The organism is Aequorivita sinensis, from assembly GCF_006346335.1.
GTDB lineage: Bacteria > Bacteroidota > Bacteroidia > Flavobacteriales > Flavobacteriaceae > Aequorivita > Aequorivita sinensis.
Map to the genome: position 1 here is coordinate 590324 of NZ_VDMC01000001.1, position 26085 is coordinate 616408.

A 26085-nucleotide genomic window follows, 5' to 3' on the forward strand; every position below is an offset into this window, starting at 1 on the left:
ATTTTAAAAATGATAAATAAGACAGTAGCAAACGTTCGAGAAGCCTGTGAAGGCATTGAAGACGGAATGACTTTTATGCTCGGAGGCTTTGGTCTTTGTGGTATTCCTGAAAACATAATCAACGAATTGGTTAGACGAAACATTCAAGGTGTTACTTGTATTTCAAATAATGCAGGTGTAGATGATTTTGGTCTAGGTCTTTTGCTTAAAAAGCACCAAATAAAGAAAATGATTTCTTCTTATGTAGGAGAAAACGCCGAATTTGAACGCCAAATGCTAAGTGGCGAAATGGAGGTAGAGCTTGTTCCTCAAGGAACGCTAGCACAAAGATGTGAAGCTGCTCGAACTGGTATTCCAGCCTTTTTTACTCCTGCAGGTTACGGAACCGAAGTAGCTGAAGGTAAAGAAACCCGTGAATTTAACGGAAAAATGCACATAATGGAGAGAGCTTTTGAAGCTGATTTCTCATTTGTAAAGGCTTGGAAAGGCGATGAAGCTGGAAATCTTATTTTTAAAGGTACAGCAAGAAACTTTAACCCTGCCATGTGTGGTGCTGGAAAAATTACAGTAGCTGAAGTAGAAGAACTTGTTCCTGCTGGTGAATTAGACCCGAATCAAGTTCATATTCCTGGAATTTTTGTTCAGCGAATTTTTCAAGGTGAAAAATATGAAAAACGCATTGAGCAACTTACAGTGCGTAAAAAATAAGTAATTGGAATCTTAGCGTTTTCAGAGATGACATATTAGACTATAAAGAATCAGAGAACGCAAAGGAAAAATAATTATGTCAGGTTGAGCCCTTCGGCATCGCTCAGAATAAACCAAGGTGGAAACCTACTTCAAATTAACAATATTGAGATGTTAGATAAAAACCAAATAGCACAACGAATAGCAAAAGAAGTTAAGGACGGATACTACGTGAACTTAGGAATAGGAATTCCAACTTTAGTTGCGAATTTTGTGCGTGACGATATTAGTGTAGAATTTCAAAGTGAAAATGGAATCCTAGGAATGGGACCATTCCCTTATGAAGGGGAAGAAGACCCAGATTTAATTAATGCCGGTAAACAAACTATTACAGCCCTTCCCGGAGCTTCCTTCTTCGACTCTGCAATGAGTTTTGGTATGATACGTGGCCAACACGTAGATTTAACTATTTTGGGAGCAATGGAAGTATCTCAAAACGGTGATATTGCCAATTGGAAAATTCCGGGTAAAATGGTAAAAGGAATGGGAGGAGCAATGGATTTAGTAGCCTCAGCCGAAAATATTATTGTGGCTATGATGCATACGAATCGCGCTGGCGAATCGAAATTGCTTAAGGAATGTACTCTACCGCTTACTGGAGTTGCCTGTGTAAAGAAGATTGTGAGCAATCTTGCAGTAATGGAAGTTAGAGATGGTAAATTTCACCTGTTGGAACGTGCACCTGGTGTTTCTGTTGAAGAAATTCAACAAGCAACTGAAGGTGATTTAGTAGTTGAAGGTGACATTCCTGAAATGAAATTTTAAAATAATTCTACTTTTTTTATATAATAGGGGTTATTTAAAAAGCAAAAATTATTTGATTTGTTAGGTCGAGCGTAGTCGAGACCTATTTAGAAGTCAGTAATTTAAAGTTCTCGACTGCGTTCGAACAGAAAGTGAGACTTGCTTTTTGGATAGCCTTTTTTGTTCAGGAAAGATTAAATCCCTTTAGGAATCGCTTGAATAAGCTTTTTTGAATATTCGGTCTGCGGATTTTCGTAAATTTCGTCGGCATCTCCTAGTTCTTCTATTTTCCCTTTATTCATCACTAATAGTTGATCCGACATGTATTTCACCACCGCCAAATCGTGCGATATAAAAATATATGTGAAGCCATAATCGTTTTTCAGTTCGTTCAAGAGATTAAGAACTTGTGCCTGCACAGAAATATCTAAAGCAGAAACCGATTCGTCACAAATAACAAGTTTTGGCTCTACTATTACTGTTCGAGCAATTCCAACACGTTGTCGTTGCCCCCCTGATAGCTCGTGTGGATAACGGTAAAAGTATGTCTCATCCAAACCTACTCTATCTAGAAGCGAAATAACGCGCTCTCTTCTTTCTTTTTTATTTTTCCCTAAACCGTGAACTTCCATGGGCTCCATCAAAGCTTCGCCTATCATCAAACGAGGGTTTAAAGAGGAAAATGGATCTTGAAAAATAATCTGAATTTCTTTTCTCAGATTTCTAATATCAGTTTTTGAAAGCGTTGTAAGTTCTTTACCGCGATATTTTATACTTCCTTCAGTCGCTTTTTCAAGCTGAAGAATTGTTTTTCCCAAAGTAGATTTTCCACAACCCGATTCGCCTACAAGTCCTAAAGTTTCTCCTTCAAAAACCGAAAAACTAACGTTATCTACTGCTTTTACAACTTCTGTTTTGGCAAAAAGCCCCACATTGCTGAAATAGTATTTTTCAAGGTTGACGATTTCTAAAATAGGGGACTGAGTGTATATCTGCTTATGTTTTTTAGCGCGTTCGGTCGCTTTTATTTCTCTAGGCTTAAAACTTTTATCAGCAATAGAAGCAATGGTTGGCAATTCTGCTAAACGCACATTTAATGAAGGTCGCGACGCCAATAATGCTTTGGTATATTCGTTTTGAGGATTTTTAAAAATCTCTTCGGTAGTGGCACTCTCAACGATATTCCCCTTATACATTACCAAAACTCTATCTGCAATTTCTGAAACCAAACTTAAATCGTGCGAAATAAATAGCATAGCCATTTTAGTTTCTTTCTGAATCGATTTTAGAAGCGAAATAATTTCTTTCTGTACCGTAACATCAAGTGCTGTTGTTGGTTCGTCTGCTATGAGTAATTTAGGTTTACAAGCAATAGCCATGGCAATCATAACTCGCTGCATTTGTCCACCGCTTATTTGATGTGGATAACTGTTGTAAATTTCGTTGGGACGTGGCAGTTTCACTTTTTCAAACAGCGAAATGGTTTCCTTTTTGGCTTCAGAAGCATTCATATTTAAGTGAAGCATGAGTATTTCAGAAACTTGAAAACCGCATTTCAATGAAGGGTTAAGCGCACTCATAGGCTCTTGAAAAATCATTGCGATTTCGCTACCGCGGATTTTTCTAAACTTCTTTTCTTCGTACTTCAATAAATCGTTTCCTTGGAAATAGATTTCTCCCGATAAGTTGGCTTGCTTTTTTGGCAATAACCCCATAAGTGTTAAAGATGTAACCGATTTACCAGAACCAGATTCGCCTACAATCCCTAAAATTTCGTTTTCAAATACATCAAAAGATATAGTATGTAAAACTTCAGTTTTCTTTTTCTTGTTCCCCAAGGAAAGAACAAGATCTTTAATCGATATTAATGGGGTGTTTTCCATAGTATCAAAGATAGAATTTAAGTTAAAATTGAGTGTGTAGTTTTAATTCAAAAATTTAAAAAGATGTAGCGACAAGCGAGAAAAGAAAATAATTGTTTTATTTTGAGAATCTCTAACGAAAATCAAATGATATGAAAAAATTAGTTATCGCCTTATTTACAATAGTTTTATTTACGTCTTGCTCTTCTGATGATGATAGTAATTCAGCAGAAACGTCTATAGTAGGTTCTTGGTCGCTAACTGAAATGAATGTGGCTATTCCTGTAGACTTAAACAACGACGGATCTTTTAATCGAAATCTAATTAACGAAATTCCATGTATAGAGGGAACGAGTAACTTTTCTGCTAATAATGATTTCTCACAATCGTTTAGTGTGATAACACAAGAGGAAATAAACGGAGAAATTGTTTTTGGATGCCAAGGCACCGAAAGAAATGAAGGCACTTATGAAATTGTGGGAGACCAAATTAAGTTTACCATAGAAGGCCCAGAGCCAATAACAGAAACTTTTGACTATACGCTAAATGACAATACGCTAAAAATCATAATGCCAACAGACGATTATGGCACTTTAGAAATGATTTCGCAAAGAGATTGACATAAACTGATGAAATTTCAAAGGGCATTTCTTAAGAAACGCCCTTTGTTTTACTTCAGTATTTGATTTTTTTTGCATTTTAGCCTTTAGGTGTTTAATGCGCTTCTAGCCAATTTTCTCCTACTCCCAAATCCACATCTAAAGGAACGGTAAGCTTGTAAGCGTTTTCCATTTCGTGTTTTACCATGGCTTTTAACTTTTCTAACTCAGGTTTGTAAACATCAAAAACCAATTCATCATGAACCTGAAGGAGCATTTTACTTTCATAATTCTCTTCTTCAAGCTTGTTGTAAATATTAATCATGGCAAGCTTGATGATATCTGCTGCACTACCTTGAATTGGAGCGTTTACAGCGTTTCTTTCAGCCGCACCTCTTACCACTTGGTTGCTGCCATTAATGTCCTTTAAATAACGTCTACGGCCTAAAACGGTTTGCACATATCCGTGCTCCCGTGCGAAGTCTATTTGAGAACTGATGTAATTTCTAAGTTTTGGATAGGTTTTGTAGTAGGTGTCTATTAGTTCTTTGGCTTCAGTTCTAGAGAGATCGGTTTGGTTGCTTAATCCAAAAGCCGAAACCCCGTAAATAATCCCGAAGTTAACAGTTTTAGCATTGCTTCGTTGTTCACGGGTAACTTCTTCTAAAGGCACATTAAAGACTTTTGCAGCCGTAGAAGCGTGAATGTCTTCTCCGTTTTTAAAAGCATCTATCATGTTATTTTCTTCGCTTAAAGCAGCGATAACGCGAAGTTCAATTTGCGAATAATCCGCAGCCATTAGAACATAGTCTTTATTTTTTGGGACAAATGCTTTTCGCACTTGGCGTCCGCGCTCTGTTCTAATAGGAATATTTTGAAGGTTTGGATTATTACTACTCAACCGCCCAGTTGCTGCGACGGTTTGCATATAATCGGTATGTACACGACCTGTGGTTGGTTCTATCTGTGCAGGTAAAGCATCAACATAAGTGCTTTTTAACTTAGCTAAGCCGCGATATTCTAACACATCTCGGATGATTTTATGATCTTTTGCTAAGTATGAAAGCACATCTTCTGAAGTAGAATATTGACCTGTCTTGGTTTTTTTCGGTTTGTCGATAAGCTTCATTTTCCCAAAAAGAATCTCTCCCAATTGCTTTGGAGAAGCAATGTTGAATGTTTCTCCAGCTTCTTCGTAAATATTCTTTTCCAATTGAAGTATATCGCTATCTAAAGCCTCTGATAAACTGTTTAAAAAGCCTTTATCGAGATTAATACCTTCCAATTCCATCGCGGCCAATACACGTAATAGTGGCACCTCAATTTCATCAAAAAGTTGTTGAGTGTTTGCCTCGCCTAATTCTTTCTCAAAATGTTCTTTAAGTTGTAAGGTAATATCGGCATCTTCTACTGCGTATTCGGTTTGTTGAACAATATCAACATCGCGCATACTGCGTTGATTCTTACCTTTTTTACCGATTAATGCGGTTATGGAAACAGGAGTATAGTTGAGGTAGGTTTCGCTCAATACGTCCATATTATGGCGCATATCTGGATTGATAAGATAATGCGCAAGCATAGTATCAAATAGTTTCCCTTTTACAGCTATATCGTATTTTGCTAAAACCTTAATATCGTATTTTAAGTTTTGTCCTATTTTCTCAATTGATTCATCTTCAAAGAAAGGACGTAAACCTTCTAGAATCTGTTGTGTTTCTTCGCGGTTTTCTGGGAACGGAATGTAAAAACCTTTTCCTTTTTCCCAAGAGAAAGCAATACCAACGAGTTCTGCTTCGAGCGGATTTAAACTTGTAGTTTCTGTGTCAAAACACACGCTTTTCTGCTTCATTAAATTTTGAAAAAACAACTTTGCGCCCATCCCAGGTTGAACGGTTTGGTAGAAGTGTTCGGTATTTTCAATAGTTGCCCGTGTATTAAAATCTTTAGCATCTGCTGCTGCCTCTCCATCGCCTCCAAAAAGTGAAAATTGGCCTTGACCAGCACTTTGGCTGCGTTCAGCTACTTTTGATGTTTTTTGCTTTGTAGTAGGAGCGTTGTTTTCTGCATCTTTTGGTTCACGGCTTGTGCCATTAGAAGCCATAGCTTCTACAGAGAAAGATTTTAGGAAATTATCTTTAAGTCTTCTGAACTCTAATTCGTCAAATATTTCTAATACCTTTTCTGTATCAGGAGGGCAAACTTCAAAATCTTCTTCATTAAATTCTACAGGAACATCCAGCATAATAGTTGCCAGTTGTTTACTGAGTAAACCAATTTCGCGATTAGCTTCTACCTTCTCCTTCATTTTGCCTTTAAGCTTATCGGTATTGTCTAGTAGGGCTTCCATTGAGCCAAATTCCCTTATGAATTTTTTCGCTGTTTTTTCACCTACACCTGGAAGTCCCGGGATGTTATCGCTACTGTCTCCCATCATTCCCAAGAAGTCTATAACCTGAAGCGGATCTTCTACTTCAAACTTTTTCTGAACTTCTGGAATTCCCCATGTTTCATAACCTCCACCAAAAACAGGGCGGTACATAAATATATTTTCGGAAACCAATTGTGCAAAATCCTTATCTGGAGTTACCATATAGGTGGTATAACCCTCTTTTTCAGCTTTTTTTGCCAAGGTTCCAATTACATCATCTGCTTCAAAGCCTTCTTTTACCATTACTGGGATTTTCATGGCCTCAAGGATGCTATAGATATATGGAATTGCAAAACGTATTGCATCTGGAGTTTCGTCTCTATTAGCCTTGTATTCAGGAAACATTTCGTTTCGAGCTTCGCTGCCGCCTTTATCAAAGCAAACCGCAAGATGGTCTGGACGTTCTCTTTTTACTACGTCTATTAGTGAATTCATAAATCCCATAATAGCCGAAGTGTTTTGACCTTTGCTATTAATTTGTGGATTTTTTATAAATGCGAAATACCCTCTAAAAATAAGAGCGTAGGCATCAACAAGGAAAAGGCGTTTTTTAGGTTCTTGCATCATTATAATTTATTGTCTTCCTGAGCGCAGCCGAAAGATTTATGAAGTTGATGTCCTTATAGTTCTCGACTGCGCTCGAACGGACATTTTTCTGTTTCTTCAAAAATAAAAGAAGTATTTGGAAATTAGCTTGTATTAGGGTAAAATAAAGATGTTCCACGAATCTGATAAAATAGATGCTTTAATTTTTTTTAGCTATTTTTAATTTTAGAATTTACAACTATCGTGAGACATTGGCGCTAATGGAGTTGTTTAGGTTCCAAAAACCTTTTAAAACAACAAATTATGAAAACAATTATAATTTTTCTTTTTACGAGCCTAGTTTATGTTTCATCAAACGCTCAAGATCCCCATCTTTTTGAAAATACCTGGTATTTAAGCAATGTAATAATAGATGGTGAAAATAATTATCCACCTAATAATAATGAAGCTCCAGTTGATGTTGAATTTGAAATAGATATAAGTAGTTTGTCTACACAGTTTTGCACATTTATAATTGGAGATAATATTGATTATAGCTTGGTCGAAGATAAATTTACAGTTAGCGATTGGACTGTTGGTGCTGTAACTTGTTCATTAAATGAAAACCAAATTTACGAATCACTCTATATTTATGGTTTTTTTACACCACAATTACAAAATAAAATATTCTTATATGAAATTGATATAACAGCCGGCGGACAGAAGGTTCTAACCTTAACCAATGAAGATGGAAATATGGCAATTTATGGAGATGAGCCATTAACTGTTGAACACTTCAGCAATTCATATTTCAGCCTTTATCCCAATCCTGTAAAAGAAAGCTTAAAAATTTCTTCAGCAAAAGCTTTAGGGAACTTTAGTGTCCAGATTTTCAGCACAGAAGGCAAGCTTTTGCGTACTCAAAATTTTAATTCTAAAAGTCATCTTTCAATTAATATTTCAAAGCTATCTAGCGGTATTTACTTTTTAAAGATTGCGGATGAAAGTGGGAGAGTAGAGGTGAAAAAGTTCGTAAAACAATAAATAGTTCTCGACTGCGCTCGAACGGACATTTTTCTGTTTCTTCAAAAGTAAAAGAAGTATTTGGAAATTATATTTATTGTTGAATTATTCATAAACAGAATGGTATTTGGGAAAAGGGGGAAATCCCCCAACATAATACAGGGAATTACCTATTTTAATTTTGAAGATTTTTGCATAATTTTAAGAAATTAACTAACTTTAATCGTTAAATTATGAAATTACAACCGCACAACCGCACAACCGCACAACCGCACAACCGCACAACCGCACAACTATTTAAGCTTTCCTTTAAGATATTTAGTAGTTTCCTATTCCTATTTTCTAATTTAATATATGCACAAGCGGACGAATTTTGTGCCACCCCTGCTAAATTAATTCCAGATCCACCAGGAGTTTATAGTAAATCTACAGATGCCAGTTATGTTGAGAATATTAAAACAATAGTAAAAAACTAATATTTAAAATACACCACTATGAAATTAATATTTAAAATATACAAAACAAGAATATCTATGCTAAATATACTATGTATATGGCTGCTTTTATTGCCATTAGGGCTTTACGCACAAGTAACAAATATACCCGATCCTAATTTTGAACAAGCACTTATTGACTTAGGCATTGATAGCGATGGTATTATAAATGGACAGGTTTTAACTAGCGATATTGAAAATGTAGTATCGCTCGATGTAAATCATCGATTTATAGAAGATTTAACAGGCCTAGAAGATTTTTCAGCTTTAGAATTGTTGGATGCAAGTGGTAATATTCTTTATTTACTGGATGTGAGTGAAAACATTCTATTAAAAGAGCTTTATTTTAACAGTCAAAGTCCTGGCTTCTCAATGCTAATGACTTCATTGGACTTTTCCAGTAACGTAAATCTTGAAATTGTTGAAGCGGCGAATTTAATTTTTCTAGAAAATTTGAATTTAAAAAATGGAGCTAATTCAATTTTAACAATAAGCCTGCCCTGCCAATTTGAAGGTGAGCCTTGTGAACTTACAGAATTACAGTGTATTACTGTGGATGATGAGGTGGCTGCAAATAATAATGAATTACCATATTCTCGCTGGTATTTTGCTGCAGATTTTATCTATTCTGAAGACTGCTCTTTAGGAACAAATGATATTAATGAAAAACTATTTTCTATATATCCAAACCCTGTTAATGAAGTTTTGGTTTTAAATGGCACAAAAAACATAAGCAATCTTAAAACCCAAATTTATTCAACAGAAGGAAAACTTTTAAACACGCAACATATAGATTTTAATAAGCAAACAACAATTAATATTTCAAACCTATCCAGCGGTATTTACTTTTTAAAGATAGCGGATGAAAGTGGGAGAGTAGAGGTGAAAAAGTTTGTAAAACAATAAATAGTTCTCCACTGCGCTCGAACGGACATTTTTCTGTTTCTTCAAAAATAAAAGATGTATTTGGAAAATGTGAGTTATTATAAAATAATTCAACTAATGGGTAGTTGTAAAGAAATTTATAAAACAATAAATAGGTCTTCAGACAGCTATTGCCTGAGTTACCCTTGACAGTATCCATAAAAAAAAGAGGCTGAAAATTACTTCAGCCTCTTTCTTTCTGTATAAAATATTTCTAAAAGCTTATGCTAATGAAACTCTTTTAAAGCCTACAACTTCAACATCGCCATACGTTTTTACGTAATCTGCAACGCTTTTCTTTTCGTCTTTAATAAAGTTTTGGTCAAGCAATGCTTTTTCATGGTCTAACGTAGTATTATCACTAATAAAACGCTCTAGTTTTCCAGGAAGTATTCTGTCCCAGATTTGTTCTGGTTTCCCTTCAGCTTTTAATTCTGCTTTTGCATCTTCTTCAGCTTGTGCTAAAACTTCTGGAGTTAATTGTGCTCTAGAGATGTATTTAGGCACATTTTTTTGTGGCTTACCTAAACGGCCTAACTCGATATTATCTTTTTCGATAACAGCAATTCTAGCTTCAGTTTCCGATGCGATAAATTCTGGATCAAAATCTTTGTAAGAAAGCGTAGTTGCACCCATAGAAGCTACCTGCATAGAAACATCTTTTGCTAGCTCTTCTGCGTTGTCAACAGCTTTTGAAAGACCTGTTAAAGCAGCAATTTTGTTTACGTGTACATAAGAACCTACGAATGGCGCTTCAAGAATTTCGAAACCACCGATTTCTATTTTCTCACCAATAACACCAGTTTGCTCAGTTAGTTTTTCAGCAATTGTGATACCTTCAAAATCTGCAGCTAAAAACTCCTCTTTAGAAGAAGTATTTAATGCCACCTCAGCCATTTTGTTTGCCATTTCTACGAATGAATCGTTTTTAGCAACAAAGTCGGTTTCACAGTTTAATGAAATGGCAACACCTTTTGTGTTGTCGCTGTTTACTTTTACGGTTGCCACACCTTCGCTTGAATCGCGATCTGCTCTTTTTTCAGCAATTTTCTGTCCTTTTTTTCTAAGGATAGAGATTGCTTCTTCCATATTTCCTTCTGCCTCAACTAATGCCTTTTTACAGTCCATCATTCCGGCTCCAGTTGTTTGTCTTAGCTTATTTACTTCAGCGGCTGTGATTTTTGCCATTTTCTTAAATTTTTTAGGTTTAATATTAAAAAAGTCGTTCAATTAATTTTCAACAAAGAAAAGAACCAAACGACTTTTAAATTTTAAAATATTGTTATTATTCTTCTTCGTTTAGAACTTCTTTTTTCGATTTCTGACGTACAGGCTGCTTAGCCTCTTTCATTGCTTTTACGTCTTCTTCGTCTGTTGAAGGAACTTCAACTTCTACTTTTGCTTTTTTAGCAGGTTTAGAATCTTTAGAAGATTTTGCTTTTTTAGCCATTCCTTCTTCGTCATCTTCTTTTCCAGATTTTCTTTCAGAAAGTCCTTCAATGATAGCTTCAGAAACAAAACTCATAATGCTTTCAATAGATTTTGAAGCATCATCGTTTGATGGGATTACGTAATCAATAACGCGAGGGTCACTGTTAGTATCCACCATTGCGAAAATAGGAATGTTTAATTTTAAAGCTTCAGCAACTGCAATGTGCTCACGAGTTGTATCTACAACAAAAAGTGCTGCAGGAAGACGGCTCATATCAGAAATAGAACCTAAGTTTTTCTCTAATTTAGCACGAAGACGATCTACTGCCAAACGCTCTTTCTTAGAAAGTGTGTTGAAAGTACCATCTTGCTTCATTCTATCGATAGAAGACATTTTTTTAACAGCCTTACGGATAGTTACAAAGTTTGTAAGCATACCACCTGGCCATCTTTCTGTGATGTAAGGCATGTTTGCCGCTTTTGCTTTTTCAGCAACGATGTCTTTTGCTTGTTTTTTAGTAGCTACAAAAAGGATTTTGCGACCACTAGCTGCGATTTTCTTAAGAGCTTCACTAGCTTCTTCAATTTTTGCAGCAGTTTTGTAAAGGTTGATAATGTGAATCCCGTTGCGTTCCATATAGATATACGGCGCCATATTTGGGTTCCATTTGCGGGTAAGGTGTCCAAAGTGTACACCAGCTTCAAGTAAGTCTTTTACTTCTACTTTTTTTGCCATTTTGTTTTAGTTTACGTTCTGTGAAAGGATAGCAACCTCTTCTAAATATGAATTTGGTTTAGATGCTAAACTAACACCCGGTTTTCGGGTTAACAGCTTTAATAATTAATAATGATTATGAACTTTTCAACTTTAATTGGGTATCCCATTTGAGATACCCAATCGAGTTGAGTAATAATTTTGTCAACATACGCTCAATACTAAGGTTGCTGAGTAGTTCGGCAACGCTCAGTAGAAGCTTTGTCGAAATATTAACGTTTCGAGAATTGGAATTTCTTACGAGCTTTCTTCTGTCCGAATTTCTTACGCTCTACCATTCTTGGGTCTCTTGTTAATAAACCTTCTGGTTTTAAGATTCCACGGTTTTCGTCGTTTAACGTACACATTGCGCGAGAAATAGCAAGACGAATAGCTTCTGCTTGTCCTGTAATTCCACCACCAAATACATTTACGTTGATATCGAAAGTGTTTTCGTTGTCTGTAAGTACTAAAGGTTGTTTAACTTTATACTGAAGCGTTCCAGTAGTAAAGTATTTATCCAACTCACGCTTGTTGATAGTAATGTTTCCTTTTCCTTCTTTAAGGTACACACGTGCAACAGCGGTTTTTCTTCTGCCTATTTTGTGAATTGTCTCCATTACTTGTTGTCGTTAAAGTTAATAGTTCGAGGTTTTTGTGCATCCTGTCCGTGATTTGCATCTGCATACACTTTAAGGTTTCTGAACAAATCTGCGCCCAATTTATTTTTTGGAAGCATTCCTTTTACAGCTTTTTCAACAAGCCTTGTAGGGTCTTTTTTGTACATTTCGGCAGCAGTTAAGCTACGTTGTCCACCAGGATAGCCTGTGTGGCGAATGTAGGTCTTGTCGGCCCATTTGTTACCAGTAAGGTTGATGTTACTAGCGTTAATAATAATTACGTTGTCACCGCAATCTACGTGAGGGGTGAAACTTGGTTTGTGCTTACCGCGAAGTAATTTAGCAACTTCGCTTGCAAGACGACCCAATGTTTGCCCGTCCGCATCTACTAGCAACCATTCTTTTACAACGGTATTCTTGTTAGCAGATACTGTTTTGTAACTTAATGTATCCATTAGTTTTTTGTCAATCGTTAATAATTCATTGTTTCCTCATCTTAAAACAAAACGTATTTTGCCTAAGAGGGGTGCAAATGTAGTGTTATTTATTTGAAAAGCAATGGGGTGGCGATTAATTTTTCTTCGGAAAAGATAAGTTTAATTTAAAAGGATAATTATTTAGGTAATTTTCAATTGTAAATTAAACCTGCAAGAACCCGGCTTCACCATATAAATCTTACCAATTGAAATTGAATTGCTTGATGTTCTTATATCAGTTCAACTTCAACTTCGATTTCAGTTTCAGTTTCGATTTCAATTTCGTTGAGACCTACAAGGAACGCTCAAGCTTCCCTCAGTACAAAACTTTGTAGATCTTACCAATTAAAATTTCATTGCTCTTTATTCTTATATCAGTTCAACTTCAACTTCAATTTTAGTTTCGATTTTGAATTCAATTTCGTTGAGACCTACAAGGATTTCTCATTCTTATCTCAGCACAAAGCTAGCACACCTTACCAATTAAAATTGAATTGCTCGTTATTCTTGTATCAGTTCAACTTCAATTTCGATTTCAATTTCAGTTTCGATTTCAGTTTCGATTATAATTTCCCCCTCATTCAAGTGTTACAATTAAATCGTCCTTCATCACCATAGTTCCAGGCTTAAGGGTGATAGACTTCACTTTTCCATCTTTATTTGCTGTGATTGTAGATTCCATTTTCATAGCTTCAATAATAAAGAGGTGATCGTTTTTCTTTACTTTTTGTCCCTTTTTTACCAATACCTTATATAAGCTTCCTTGTAAAGGTGCTCCGTACTGATTTGGATCTTGAGTGTCGGCTTTTACATGAACTTCTTTTTCTACCTTAATAGATTTATCTCTAATTTGAATAAATCTGTTTTCCCCATTTACCGAAAAGAAAACTATACGTACTCCATCTTCATTAGGTATTCCTACCGAAAGCAATTTAACGATTATAGACTTCCCTGGCTCTAATTCAATAATAGCCTCTTCGCGAAGTTTCATTCCGTAGAAGAAATTTTCAGTAGCAAGAATAGCAACATTGCCATATTGCTTATACTTTTCGTGTGCGTCTTCAAAAACACGTGGATATAAACTATAGGAAAGGAAATCTTCAAACTCAATTTGTCTTGTAAAGCCTTGTTGAAATTTCTTACGGAAAATCTTGAATTCTGCATCAAAATCTATTGGCTCTAAATGTGCGTTTGGTCTGTCGGTATAAGCCACGTTGTTTTTCAAAATTATCTTCTGAAGTTCTTTTGGGAAACCTCCAATTGGCTGTCCAAGATCCCCTTTAAAGAAGTTTATTACAGATTCTGGGAAGGAAATGTCTTCTCCGCGCTGCATAACATCTTCTGGAGTAAGGTTGTTTGTAACCATAAAAATAGCCATATCTCCAACTACTTTGGAGCTTGGCGTTACTTTTACTAAATTTCCAAACATACCATTTACCTGCTCGTACATCTTTTTCACTTCATCAAAACGATCGCCTAAGCCAAGTGCTTCCGACTGCGGACGTAAATTTGAATACTGTCCTCCTGGAATTTCGTGTTGGTAAACCTCCGCTGTTCCTGCTTTTAAACCAGATTCGAAAGGGTAATACATTTCGCGAACATCTTCCCAATAATTAGAAAACTCGTTTAGTTTGGTGATATCAAATTTGTTTTCTCGCGGTTGATTGCGCATCATCTCAACAATAGCGTTGAAGTTTGGCTGAGAGGTAAGCCCCGAAAGTCCGCCTAAAGCCACATCTACAACATCAACTCCCGCTTCAATAGCTTTTAGGTAGGTAGCAGATTGTATTGATGAAGTATCGTGAGTGTGCAGGTGCAACGGAATTTTAACCGTATCTTTCAAAGCAGCCACCAGTTCTGCAGCGGCATAAGGTTTTAAAAGACCAGCCATATCTTTAATCGCAATCATATGCGCCCCGGCATTTTCTAAGTCTTTTGCAAGTTGCGTATAATATTTTAGGGTGTATTTGGTTTCATTTGGGTTAAGAATATCACCTGTATAGCTAATAGCAGCTTGGGCAATCCCGCCAGTTTTGTTTCGAACATAGTTAATACTTGGCTCCATTGCTTTCACCCAGTTTAATGAGTCGAAAATTCTAAAAATATCAATTCCGTTTTCCCAAGAGGTTTCAATAAATTTTTCAATTAAATTATCAGGATATGCCTTGTAACCAACTCCATTAGAGCCTCGAAGTAGCATTTGGAAAAGTATGTTTGGCATCAATTTACGAAGTTCGCGTAATCTCGTCCAAGGGCTTTCATGTAAAAATCTAAGGCAAACATCAAAGGTTGCACCTCCCCACATCTCAATACTAAATGTATTTGAGTGATTTTTTGCAAAACTTTCAGCTACTTTCAGCATGTCATAACTACGCATCCTAGTAGCGAGTAATGATTGATGCGCGTCGCGAATTGTTGTATCTGTATATTGAATCTTTTTTTCTTCTTTTAGCCAAGCACAGAATTTTTCGGGTCCCATTTCCGTGAGCATATCTTTTGTGCCTTTTGGAAATTCTTGGCTTCTATCAAATTTTGGAACTTTAGGTGTTCTAAAAACCTTGTTTTTATCGATGGTCTTTACATCTGGGTTTCCGTTTACAATTACTTCTCCCAAATAATTTACAATTTTAGAAGTACGATCTTGTGGAAGTTTTATTTCGAATAGAGAAGGGGTGTTGGCAATAAAATTCACCGTAGCTCTACCTTCTTTAAAAGTATCGTTGTGTATTACATTTTGAAGAAAATGAATATTAGTTTTTACACCGCGTATTCTAAATTCTCTAAGTGCGCGTGACATTTTACGCACTGCTCCGTCCAATGTTCGTCCGTGGGCAGAAACCTTTACAAGCATAGAGTCGAAAAAAGGACTTACGCTATAAGATTGATAGATACTACCAGCATCTAGACGGATTCCCATTCCGCCAGCACTGCGATAGGTAGTGATAGTTCCGTAATCGGGGGTGAAATTATTTTCGGGATCTTCGGTTGTAATACGGCACTGCATAGCAAAGCCATATGTTGCAAGTGAATCTTGCCCGTAAATTTTAATCTGTTTATCACTTAATTTATAGCCTCCCGCAATAAAAATTTGAGTTTTTATAAGGTCTATTCCTGTTACCATTTCGGTAACTGTGTGCTCTACTTGAATTCGTGGATTCACTTCAATAAAGAAAACGTTGTCATCTTTATCAACCAAAAATTCAACGGTACCTACGTTATTGTAATTTACTTCCTCTGCAATTTTAATTGCGTATTTATAAAGTGCATCCTTTACGTTCTGGGAAACATTAAAAGAGGGAGCAACTTCAACAACTTTTTGGTGACGTCTTTGTACAGAGCAATCTCGCTCGTATAAATGGCGAATATTTCCGTGGTTATCGGCTACTATTTGAACTTCTAAATGCTTAGGGTCTTCAACGTATTTCTCGAGAAACATAGTGTCGTCGCCAAAAGCATTAAGCGATTCGCTTTTTGCAGAATCGAAATTGTTTTTTAAATCGTCTTCAGTGCGAATGATTCTCATTCCACGTCCACCACCACCAGAGGCAGCTTTCAACATAATAGGATAACCTACTTTTTTTGCTTCGGAAATGGCAATTTTCAAAGAAGATAATTCGTTTTCATTACTTTTAATAATAGGTACCCCGCATTTTTCTGCAATTTTTTTGGCAGTAATTTTATCTCCTAAGGCGTCCATAGCTTTTGGATCTGGACCTATGAAGATAATTCCATTTTTGGCACAGTTTCGAGCAAATTCAGAGTTTTCAGATAAAAATCCATATCCGGGGTGAATGGCATCTACATTCTTAGACTTTGCAAGTTCAATAATTGCATTTCCGTCTAAGTAGGGTTTTAAAGGCTGGTCGTTTTCACCTATTTGATAAGATTCATCCGCCTTATAGCGATGTTGTGAATAGCGGTCTTCAAAAGTATAGATAGAAACTGTTTGCAAATTAATTTCTGAACAGGCTCTCAATACTCGAATGGCTATTTCACCACGGTTAGCCACCAAAACTTTCTTTATCTTCATGGATTGTATTTTATAAGGATATATGTAAGGCTATAAAGATAAACAAGGCTATGCTTTAATATGAAAATAAAACAAAAGATTTATCAAAAATTCAAAGCCTTAAATAGGATGAATTAGTGTTAAAATGAGCTAGAACAACTGTGTTTTGTTCTAAGGCTGAGGACGCTGCTGTCTTTTTCTTCTTATGATATATGGATTTACATTTTTGTAATTACGAATTACAAAGGCTAATGCGCTTTCCAATACCTGCCCCATATTAATTGCTTTTTTAAAGTTCACATCACCTGTGAGTTCAAAAAGATCCATTTTTAACTCTTCAATCTTTTCGGGAGGTGAAATAGTATCTTCTTTCATGCAATTTATTAAAGCTTTCAACCTTTTTTTCTCATTTGTAGCTCGTTTTGCCAGCAATGATCTTTCTTCACTAATATACTGGTCTATTGACGTTTGTTGAAGAAGTTCCATTGTCATTTCAACTAACTTATTATTTTCTTTTAGGAATTGAGGTTTGTAGACCTTTGCATTTCCTTCATAAGATTGTTGGTCAAAATCTATGGCGCGAATTCTATATTGAATACGGTCAAAATCGTGAGTAAGTACCATTACATAGTTGTATGATCGCATATCTCCAAGAAGACGTATAAAGCAGCGTTCGTTGAATTTTACAAATTCTTTGGCTATCTCTAGTTTGTCTCTTTTAGAACATTCATCCAAATGGTTGTTTATAAATTCGTCACCAGGAATTCCTGAAATATGCTCTTCTATTAAAGTGTTTTTTCTCACCAAAAAGTTAATGTGGTTAGGTGAAAGTAAATCCTCAAGTTCTAAGCCGTATATTCGGGAAGCATCTGCTTTTTTAATGTAGATATAGAGGTAATTATCGTTAAGAATATTACGAACTTTTATACGAAATGGTTTTGAATTTCCAAAGGTGCAGTAATCTACACTATCAATATTTAAGAAAGGTAAAATAGTTTCATTACCATCAGAATGTAAAATGGAGTATACTTTTTTTAAGCTCTCATTTATTTCTTCTGTTTCAAATTCAGAATAGTAAACTCTCACCCAAAGCGTGTCTTTTCCATTTTTATCATATACAGAAACAGACCCCTGAAATCGCAATAAATCGTCGTAGTAAATAGGAATTTTAATGGTTCTCCCGTGACGGGTTAAATACTTTAAAAACCTATCAGTAATAGGGTAAGTGGGTTTCTTCTTTGAAATGAGTTTATTTTGACTTGGCATAATTGCGGTAAATATTCTTTAAATATAAGGGTTTTCTTAATTATGGATTATTTCTTCATCTTCATCTTCATCTTCTAATTTCTATTCCCTTAAACCATCCCTTTAATATCATTCCCCCAAGTAGGGTAAGCAAAAATCATTGCTTTAATATTTTCAATGGTGAGTTTCCCACAAATAGCCAACACAAACAAATTAATCATTTCACCAGCTCCGGCAGCAATTATGTGGGCGCCAAGGACGATGTTTCTATCCTTATCTACAATAGTTTTATAGGCGTAAACTTTGTCGTTTAGACGTTTTGCATTAAACCATTTAGGAACGCTTTTGTATTCTACTACATAGTTATAGCCTTTTTCTTTTGCTTCGTCTTCAGTCATTCCAATAGTGGCAACCTGAGGAATTGTAAAAACCACAGAAGGCACAGGCGGGAAATCCATTTTAGTCTTATTCCCATTTCTAATATTTAAAGAAACAACTCGAGCTTCCTGAGAAGATGTTGGGGTTAACGGAAGTGACCCACTTGCCGAAACATCACCGCAAGCATAAACAGATTTATTAGTTGTGTTTTGAAGAAATTCATTTACTGAAACTCCTCCCTTTTCAAATGCTACATTTCCTTTTTCTAAATCTAATTCGTCTATAGAAGGAACGCGACCGGCGGTGTTAAAGACCATTCGAGTATCTACCGATTCAGCTTTACTATTTACCTCAAATGAAACTCTATAGTTTTTCTGAAGCTTCTCTACTTCAGTAACCTTTGCATTAAAAATAAATTTAATTCCAATTTCTTCTGAAGCTTTTGTGAGGTGTTCAACAATATCGGCTTCAAAAGGACCTAAAGGTCTATCTGAAAATTCAATTACGGTAACTTTTACTCCACAACGAGCCGCAATGTGCGCAAATTCCATCCCGATATATCCCGCGCCTACAAAAACCATGTTTTCTGGTAATTCCTCTAGCTCAAAAAAATCGTCACTAATTTTTAAATAATCTCTTCCGGGAATTTTTAGTTCCATTGGTTTTTGTCCTGTTGCGATAACTATTTTTTTAGCCTTTACAGTTTTCCCTTCTACCGATAGTGTGTTTTCATCTAAAAATTTTGGCGATTGATGATACATTGAAATTCCTGCTTTTTTTAACTCTTTTTCAGTCACAGCAGGAACAGCATCAGTAAATTTCGATTTAAATTTTTGTATATCTCTCCAATCAATTTTAGGAATAGATGTAATGCCCTTACCCTTCAAGTTTTCTGAAAGTTGTATGGCTTCGGTAAATCCAACTAAAACTTTTTTAGGGTCGCATCCTCTTTGAGAGCAAGTTCCGCCAAATTCACGGTTGTCGGCGATTGCAACTTTCATTCCTTCGGCAGCACAATCGTATGCTACAGTTTTACCCGCCGTGCCAGTTCCTATTACAAAAACATCGTATTCTTTAAACGCCATTACTTAAATTTTTAAACACCTAAGGATTTAAACCTATTGGATGTAGTTTCAGTTAATTCTAAAAATACAGATTCATTTCAGGGATGTATGTTATTAAAATGATAAAGTTGAAATTAAAACCTGTCAGCTTTTGAAAACCTGATAGGTTTGGATTAAATTTGCCGTTCAATGAGCAAAACATTCGCTACTTCACTGTATTCTCAGTCTTTGCAAACGCAAAAACTAGGAGAAGCTATATCCCAAAAGCAACGAGCAATTTCAGTATCAGGCCTTGTTGGTTCTTCCATTTCGATGGTTTTGGCCCAAGCCTTTAAAAATACCGATTTGCCTTTTCTTTTTATTTTGAATGATAAAGAGGAAGCCGCTTATCACCTTAACGATTTGGAAAACCTTTTGGGTGATAAAAATGTACTTTTTTATCCTGGAAGTTATCGCCGGCCATATCAAATAGAAGAAACGGATAACGCTAATGTTTTATTGAGAAGTGAGGTTTTAAACCGAATTAATTCTCGAAAAAAACCGGCATTTATCGTCACTTATCCCGAGGCACTTTTTGAAAAAGTTGTTACTCGAAAGGAATTAGAACAAAACACCCTAAAAATAGCGGTAAACGATCAGCTTTCAATTGATTTTGTAAACGAAGTCTTGTTTGAATATCGTTTTAAACGCACTGATTTTGTTACAGAACCAGGTGAGTTTTCGGTTCGCGGAGGAATTCTAGATGTGTTCAGTTTTAGTAATGATGAACCATATCGAATTGAATTTTTTGGTGATGATGTAGATAGTATTCGAACCTTCGATGTGGAAACACAGCTTTCATTAGAACAAATAAAAAAAGTTTCAATAATTCCAAATATTGAAAACAAGATAATCGATGAAAACCGAGAGTCTTTTCTAAAATATATCGCTTCTAAAACAGTAGTTTTTCTAAAAAATGAAGAACTTTTTAGCAGTGCAATAGACAATCTTTTCAAAAAAGCAACCGAAGCTTTTAAGGCAATCGATTCTGAAATAAAACGAGCAAAGCCTTCAGAGTTATTTTGCGATTCTACATTGCTGAATGGGCAACTTACAGAGTTTACAACTGTTACATTAAACGTAAAGGGAAGAAGAAATTTAAAAGAGGATGCTAATCGATTAGAGAAAGTGTCTTCGGTAATATTTTCAACCAAGCCACAGCCTTCATTTAATAAGCAATTTAATTTGCTGATTGATAATCTGAATGAAAACACCGATAACGGATATAAAAACTACATTTTTTGCAGTAGCGAACAGCAAGCAAAACGTTTTCACGACATTTTTGAGGATGCCGAGCAAAATGTAAATCAATTTGAAACAGTTGTTTTTCCTTTGTTTCAAGGTTTTATTGATGATGATCTGAAAATAGTTTGCTACACCGACCATCAAATTTTTGAACGTTATCATAAGTTTCAACTTAAGAATGGCTACGCCAAGAAACAAGCGATAACGTTAAAGGAAATAAACAACCTTGAAGTGGGGGATTATGTTACTCATATCGATCACGGGATAGGGAAATTTGGAGGTTTACAGAAGATTGAAGTAGAAGGAAAAATGCAGGAAGCCATCAAGCTTTTTTACGGCGAACGCGATATTCTATACCTGAGTATTCATAGTCTTCACAAAATTTCAAAATACAACGGGAAAGATGGTAAAGAGCCCAAAATTTATAAATTGGGTAGCGATGCTTGGAAAAAGCTAAAGCAAAAAACCAAAACCCGAGTTAAGGAAATTGCTTTTAATTTAATTGAGCTTTACGCAAAAAGACGCACCCTTAAAGGGTTTGCATATGATCCTGATAGTTACTTACAGGCAGAGTTGGAATCTTCATTTATTTATGAAGATACTCCAGATCAGAGTTCTGCTACCGAAGACGTGAAAAAAGATATGGAAAACGAACGCCCGATGGACCGATTGGTTTGTGGTGACGTTGGTTTTGGAAAAACAGAAGTAGCTATTCGAGCTGCATTTAAAGCGGTAGATAACGGAAAACAAGTTGCTGTTTTAGTGCCTACAACTATTTTGGCTTTTCAACATTTTAAGACTTTTTCTGAAAGACTTTCCGAAATGCCAGTGAAAGTCGATTACCTAAATAGATTTAGAACTGCGAAAGAAAGGAAAGCAGTTTTGGAAGGATTAAAAGATGGCCGTTTAGATATCGTAATTGGAACACACCAGTTAGTAAATAAATCGGTTGAATTTAAAGATTTGGGACTGCTAATTATAGATGAAGAGCAGAAATTCGGAGTTGCAGTTAAAGATAAACTGAAAACTATAAAGGAAAATGTAGATACACTAACATTAACGGCAACGCCAATTCCGCGTACGTTGCAGTTTAGTTTAATGGCTGCACGTGATCTTTCGGTAATCACTACTCCCCCGCCAAACCGTTATCCAGTAGAGACGCACGTTATTCGCTTTAGTGAGGAGAATATTCGCGATGCTGTTCAATATGAAATTTCGCGTGGCGGACAAGTTTTCTTTGTTCACAACAGAATAGAAAACATTAAAGAAGTTGCTGGAATGATCCAAAGGTTAGTGCCTGATGCTAAAATAGGTATTGGTCACGGGCAAATGGATGGTAAGAAACTAGAAGACCTAATGCTTCGATTTATGAATAATGAATTTGATGTATTGGTTTCTACCACAATAATAGAAAGTGGATTGGACGTGCCTAACGCGAACACTATATTCATTAACAACGCTAATAATTTTGGTCTTTCAGATCTACACCAAATGCGTGGGCGAGTGGGTAGAAGTAATAAAAAGGCATTCTGTTACTTTATTACTCCAGACTATTCTGCGATGACTGACGATGCACGAAAACGAATCACTGCATTAGAGCAATTTTCAGAATTGGGAAGCGGAATAAACATCGCGATGAAGGATTTAGAAATTCGCGGTGCGGGTGATTTACTAGGAGGTGAGCAAAGTGGATTTATTAATGAAATTGGTTTTGATACGTATCAAAAGATTCTATCTGAAGCCATTGAAGAACTAAAAGAAAAAGAATTTAAAGATCTCTACGAAGATTCTTCAGCTCCGTTGAGTAATAAGAAATTTGTAAAGGAAATTACAATCGATTCGGATTTTGAATTGCTTTTCCCTGATGATTATGTAAATAATATTACCGAACGACTAAATCTTTACACCAAGTTAAACGAGCTCAAAGACGAGAATGAGCTTCAAAAATTTGAAAAGGAGTTGCTTGATCGTTTTGGAGAGTTGCCAATACAGGCTGAAGACTTGTTAAACAGCGTGAGGTTGAAATGGCTAGCTATTTCTATGGGCTTAGAGCGATTGGTTATTAAAAACAATAAAATGGTTGGGTATTTTATTGCAAACCAACAAAGTGCTTTTTATCAAAGTCCAACTTTTACAAAAGTGCTTCAGTACGTTCAGAGCCATCCTCGAAAAGTGACTATGAAAGAGAAACAAACTCGCAACGGCTTGCGATTGCTTTTAACTTTTGAAAATATTACTTCTGTTAATAAAGCACTTCAGGCAATGGAGTTATTTAAAGATTAGTATTTCAAACCTAACAGGTTTTTAAAACTAGTTAGGTTTGAAATTAAATTGAGGTTTAATCAAACAGTGGAGAGGATAAATATCGATCTCCACGGTCGCAAATTATCGCTACCACAACTCCGCTGTCTATAGTTTCAATTAGTTTTAAGGCAGCTGCAACACTTCCGCCGCTACTCATTCCGGCAAAAACGCCTTCTTCTTCCGCTAAGCGTTTCGTCATTTTTGTAGCTTCTTCTTCACTAACTTCAATAACTTGATCAACTTTTTTTGGATTAAATATTTTTGGTAGATAAGCTTCTGGCCACTTTCTAATTCCAGGAATTTTAGCTCCATCGGTAGGTTGTGCACCTATAATTTGAATGTCTTTATTCTTTTCTTTTAGAAATGTAGAAACTCCCATAATTGTACCTGTTGTTCCCATTGCCGAAACAAAATGCGTTATATTACCGTCGGTATCATTCCAAATCTCTGGACCGGTGGTTTTATAATGGGCTTTCCAATTATCGTCATTTGCAAATTGATTGAAAGAATAATAACCTTCTTCTGCTACCTTTCTTTCTGCATAATCTCTTGCGCCTTCAATTCCAATATCGGCTGAGGTTAATGTAACTTTAGCTCCATAGGCACGCATAGTTTGAACTCGCTCTTTGGTAGAGTTTTCAGGCATAACAAGTTCAATACTCAACTTAAATATCCCCGCAATCATCGCTAAAGCAATTCCTGTATTACCACTAGTAGCTTCAATTAGTTTCGAGTTTTTATCAATTTCCCCTCTATCTAATGCCGACTTAATCATATTGTAAGCGGCACGATCTTTTACGCTACCACCAGGATTTTGTCCTTCTAATTTTAAAAGCAGAGTAATGTTTGGATTGTTTACCAAACGGGTTGCTTTTATCAGTGGAGTGTTTCCTATAAAATCTATGATGTTTTTATACATTTTCTGCTGTTTTAACTCTTACTTGACTTATATTTGATACTAGTGAATTTGGTGCAATAGACTTGGTGACCCAAGCATTACCTCCAATTATACTATTGGCTCCAATTACAGTTTCACCACCCAAAATTGTTGCGTTAGCATAGATTACTACGTTATCTTCAACTGTAGGATGACGTTTTATGTTGCGTAAGTCTCTTGCTACCGATAGCGCTCCCAAAGTTACGCCTTGGTAAATTTTTACATTATTTTTAATTATCGTTGTTTCTCCAATTACGGTCCCAGTAGCGTGATCTAGATAAAACGACTCACCTATTTGAGCCCCAGGGTTGATATCTGCTCCTGTAATATGATGCGCATATTCGCTCATTAATCTTGGAATTAATGGCATTCTCAATTTATAAAACTCGTGGCTTAACCTGTGTATTACAATGGCGTAAAATCCAGGGTACGACAAATAAATTTCCTCAATAGAATTGGCCGCAGGATCATTTTTTAAAAATGCTTCAGCATCTTTGTTTAATTTCTTTAAAATTTCAGGAAGCTTTTCAACATAGTTTCTCCACATTTTTCTACAAGGCTTTTCAGGCTTCCAACAGGCAATGTCAGACAATTCCTCAAACATTGCTTCCAAGATTTGTAGGTTTTTAGAAACCGATGTTTCTGAATCGAAGAGTGTTAAGAATAAAAGATCTGTAAATACTTCTGTGCGAACTTTTAATCGATACTTTAAATTCGGGTTTTCCTTTTGCTTTTCTATCGCTTGAATTATATCGTCGTTCATATTGTATTTTTAATGTTGAAATTAAAAAGTGAGTTTAATCTTCTAAAGTTACAGAAATAATAAAAAGTAATCCCCACCTACTAACTTGCAAAGATTATTTTTCCAATCAAAAGATTGATAGCTTTGTAAATTAATTAACTATCATGATCAAAAAAATATTACTTCTAGTTCTTTTAAGTCCATTCTTTCTTTATTGTCAAGATTCTATGACAGGAGAATTTTCTCCAAAGGAAGACTTTGATTTTGCTATTTTATACCGCTTAACGCCAACAGGTAAAATTTATGCACAAGACACCAAAATTGGAAATGATGGAAAGTTGAAATTGAATTTCGATTCACTTTCAAAAGGAAGTTACCGATTGGTTTATAATTTACCAGAAGAAAACAACTATTTTGATTTTATATATGATGGAAATGAAGAGGTGTCATTTACTTTTTCTGAAACCACTGGTGTAGTATTCACAGATTCTCAAAATAAAATCCTTAATGAGTATTTGAAAGAAATAGATGCTATTGAAAATGCATTGAATTCGGAATTGACTTCTGAAAGTCCAAATACCACAGACGTTAAAACGCTTCTTAGAAAACAAATAGATATTCAAAATAGGGCTGAGAATGAATCAAAAAATTCTTTTGCTTCATTATTCGTCAAGGCTAATAAGCCCTATATCCCAAATGATTTTAAAAATAGAAGCTTATACTACGGAGAGAAGAAAACAAATTTCTTTAGCAATTTTGACTTTGAGGATATGCAACTACAAAGCTCCTCTTTTCCTTTAAAAATTATTGAAAAATATTACGAAGAATTCACTTTAGTTCAAGGTTCTACATTTTATCGCTCTCTTATAAATGACATATATTTCGAAATTAAAAACAGCGATTCTGAATTTCAAAAAACAGTGTTAGCGGGGTTTTGGCAATCTTTAGTTGATAAAAACAAAAACAACGCAGCCAATTATTTAGCCGACAATTATTTGACAGACCTTGCCACCTCACATGATGATACTGTTCTAATTAAAAAATTAGACTTATTTAAAAACCTTTCCGTTGGAGCTAAAGTCCCAAACTTTAGTTGGGAGGATGAAAACGATAACGAAAACACACTTTATTCCACAGACGTGGCTGAATATTATGTCCTGGCTTTCTGGAGCTCAGACTGCCCTCATTGTATGGAACAAATGCCTATTTTGAATGAAAAGATGAATACTATAAATAGTAATAAAATTAAAGTAATAGCTGTTGGATTAGAAATGGAGGATGAACCTTGGAAGCAAACGACAGAGCAGCTCAGTAATTTTATCCACGTATTGAGAAAGGATGAGGACCGCGCAGCTATTACTTTAGATTATAATGTGACAGGAACTCCTACTTATTTCGTTTTGGATAAGGATAAAAAGATTATCGGAAAGCCTCAAGGTCAAAATACTTTATTTGGTATCATTGATACTTTAGAAGCCTACAAGAAACAGTAAGG

19 protein-coding genes are annotated in these 26085 nt (G+C 35.6%); 8 read left to right on the plus strand and 11 right to left on the minus strand.

Translation table 11 applies throughout. The features are described from left to right. The first annotated feature begins 9 nt into the window (after nucleotides 1–9). Nucleotides 10–708 carry a CoA transferase subunit A gene (locus FHP04_RS02675; protein WP_139854286.1) on the plus strand — a complete coding sequence of 233 codons (699 nt, stop codon included), beginning with the start codon at nucleotides 10–12 and terminating at the stop codon, nucleotides 706–708. A gap of 150 nt (nucleotides 709–858) precedes the next feature. Beyond that, on the plus strand, nucleotides 859–1512 hold the full coding sequence (locus FHP04_RS02680; RefSeq protein ID WP_139854436.1) for a CoA transferase subunit B: 654 nt from the start codon (nucleotides 859–861) through the stop codon (nucleotides 1510–1512). 173 nt (nucleotides 1513–1685) lie between these two features. Here FHP04_RS02680 and FHP04_RS02685 read toward each other — a convergent pair whose 3' ends face one another. After that, nucleotides 1686–3374 (minus strand): ABC transporter ATP-binding protein, encoded by a 1689-nt coding sequence (locus FHP04_RS02685; protein ID WP_139854287.1) that lies wholly within the window; start codon nucleotides 3372–3374, stop codon nucleotides 1686–1688. Nucleotides 3375–3505: 131 nt separating this feature from the next. Between FHP04_RS02685 and FHP04_RS02690 the strand changes: the two genes are divergently transcribed. Further along, nucleotides 3506–3973, plus strand: coding sequence for a lipocalin family protein (locus tag FHP04_RS02690; RefSeq protein ID WP_139854288.1), 468 nt, complete (start codon nucleotides 3506–3508; stop codon nucleotides 3971–3973). 94 nt (nucleotides 3974–4067) lie between these two features. Here FHP04_RS02690 and polA read toward each other — a convergent pair whose 3' ends face one another. Beyond that, a complete protein-coding gene (polA, locus tag FHP04_RS02695) occupies nucleotides 4068–6947 on the minus strand; it encodes a DNA polymerase I (protein WP_246051382.1) in 2880 nt (959 codons plus the stop codon). A 282-nt stretch (nucleotides 6948–7229) separates the two neighbouring features. Between polA and FHP04_RS02700 the strand changes: the two genes are divergently transcribed. The 3 genes from FHP04_RS02700 (at nucleotide 7230) to FHP04_RS02710 (ending at nucleotide 9328) form a co-directional block, all read left to right on the plus strand. Further along, the gene (locus tag FHP04_RS02700; protein WP_139854289.1) at nucleotides 7230–7949 is read left to right on the plus strand and encodes a T9SS type A sorting domain-containing protein; all 720 of its coding nucleotides are present in this window, start codon (nucleotides 7230–7232) and stop codon (nucleotides 7947–7949) included. 212 nt (nucleotides 7950–8161) lie between these two features. Next, complete coding sequence (locus FHP04_RS02705; protein WP_139854290.1) at nucleotides 8162–8404, plus strand: hypothetical protein; 243 nt, start codon at nucleotides 8162–8164, stop codon at nucleotides 8402–8404. A gap of 18 nt (nucleotides 8405–8422) precedes the next feature. Next, a complete protein-coding gene (locus FHP04_RS02710; protein ID WP_139854291.1) occupies nucleotides 8423–9328 on the plus strand; it encodes a T9SS type A sorting domain-containing protein in 906 nt (301 codons plus the stop codon). A 240-nt stretch (nucleotides 9329–9568) separates the two neighbouring features. Here the strand turns inward: FHP04_RS02710 and tsf are convergent, their stop codons facing one another. The 7 genes from tsf to FHP04_RS02745 form a co-directional block, all read right to left on the minus strand. Continuing rightward, entirely contained in the window at nucleotides 9569–10534 is a 966-nt protein-coding gene (gene tsf / locus FHP04_RS02715; RefSeq protein WP_139854292.1) for a translation elongation factor Ts, read from the minus strand. A gap of 97 nt (nucleotides 10535–10631) precedes the next feature. Further along, nucleotides 10632–11513: a 30S ribosomal protein S2 gene (gene rpsB / locus FHP04_RS02720; protein ID WP_139854293.1), complete on the minus strand. Its 882-nt coding sequence runs from the start codon at nucleotides 11511–11513 to the stop codon at nucleotides 10632–10634. A 251-nt stretch (nucleotides 11514–11764) separates the two neighbouring features. Beyond that, the gene (gene rpsI / locus FHP04_RS02725; protein WP_139854294.1) at nucleotides 11765–12151 is read right to left on the minus strand and encodes a 30S ribosomal protein S9; all 387 of its coding nucleotides are present in this window, start codon (nucleotides 12149–12151) and stop codon (nucleotides 11765–11767) included. Then, nucleotides 12151–12606, minus strand: coding sequence for a 50S ribosomal protein L13 (gene rplM / locus FHP04_RS02730; protein WP_139854295.1), 456 nt, complete (start codon nucleotides 12604–12606; stop codon nucleotides 12151–12153). The genes rpsI and rplM overlap by 1 nt, the downstream gene beginning before the upstream one ends. 598 nt (nucleotides 12607–13204) lie before the next feature. Beyond that, nucleotides 13205–16657 (minus strand): pyruvate carboxylase, encoded by a 3453-nt coding sequence (locus FHP04_RS02735; RefSeq protein WP_139854296.1) that lies wholly within the window; start codon nucleotides 16655–16657, stop codon nucleotides 13205–13207. Nucleotides 16658–16807: 150 nt separating this feature from the next. After that, nucleotides 16808–17902, minus strand: a complete 1095-nt coding sequence (locus FHP04_RS02740; RefSeq protein ID WP_139854297.1) for a hypothetical protein — start codon at nucleotides 17900–17902, stop codon at nucleotides 16808–16810. 89 nt (nucleotides 17903–17991) lie between these two features. Next, entirely contained in the window at nucleotides 17992–19344 is a 1353-nt protein-coding gene (locus FHP04_RS02745; RefSeq protein ID WP_139854298.1) for a dihydrolipoyl dehydrogenase family protein, read from the minus strand. Between the two features lie 168 nt (nucleotides 19345–19512). Between FHP04_RS02745 and mfd the strand changes: the two genes are divergently transcribed. Further along, on the plus strand, nucleotides 19513–22890 hold the full coding sequence (gene mfd / locus FHP04_RS02750) for a transcription-repair coupling factor (protein ID WP_139854299.1): 3378 nt from the start codon (nucleotides 19513–19515) through the stop codon (nucleotides 22888–22890). A gap of 55 nt (nucleotides 22891–22945) precedes the next feature. Here the strand turns inward: mfd and cysM are convergent, their stop codons facing one another. Then, complete coding sequence (gene cysM / locus FHP04_RS02755; protein ID WP_139854300.1) at nucleotides 22946–23830, minus strand: cysteine synthase CysM; 885 nt, start codon at nucleotides 23828–23830, stop codon at nucleotides 22946–22948. Next, on the minus strand, nucleotides 23823–24611 hold the full coding sequence (gene epsC, locus FHP04_RS02760) for a serine O-acetyltransferase EpsC (RefSeq protein WP_139854302.1): 789 nt from the start codon (nucleotides 24609–24611) through the stop codon (nucleotides 23823–23825). Before epsC ends, cysM begins: the two co-directional genes overlap by 8 nt. Before the next feature lie 143 nt (nucleotides 24612–24754). On the opposite strand from epsC, the gene FHP04_RS02765 reads away from it, so the two are divergent. Then, nucleotides 24755–26083 carry a TlpA family protein disulfide reductase gene (locus FHP04_RS02765; RefSeq protein ID WP_139854305.1) on the plus strand — a complete coding sequence of 443 codons (1329 nt, stop codon included), beginning with the start codon at nucleotides 24755–24757 and terminating at the stop codon, nucleotides 26081–26083. The last annotated feature ends 2 nt before the right edge of the window (nucleotides 26084–26085 follow it).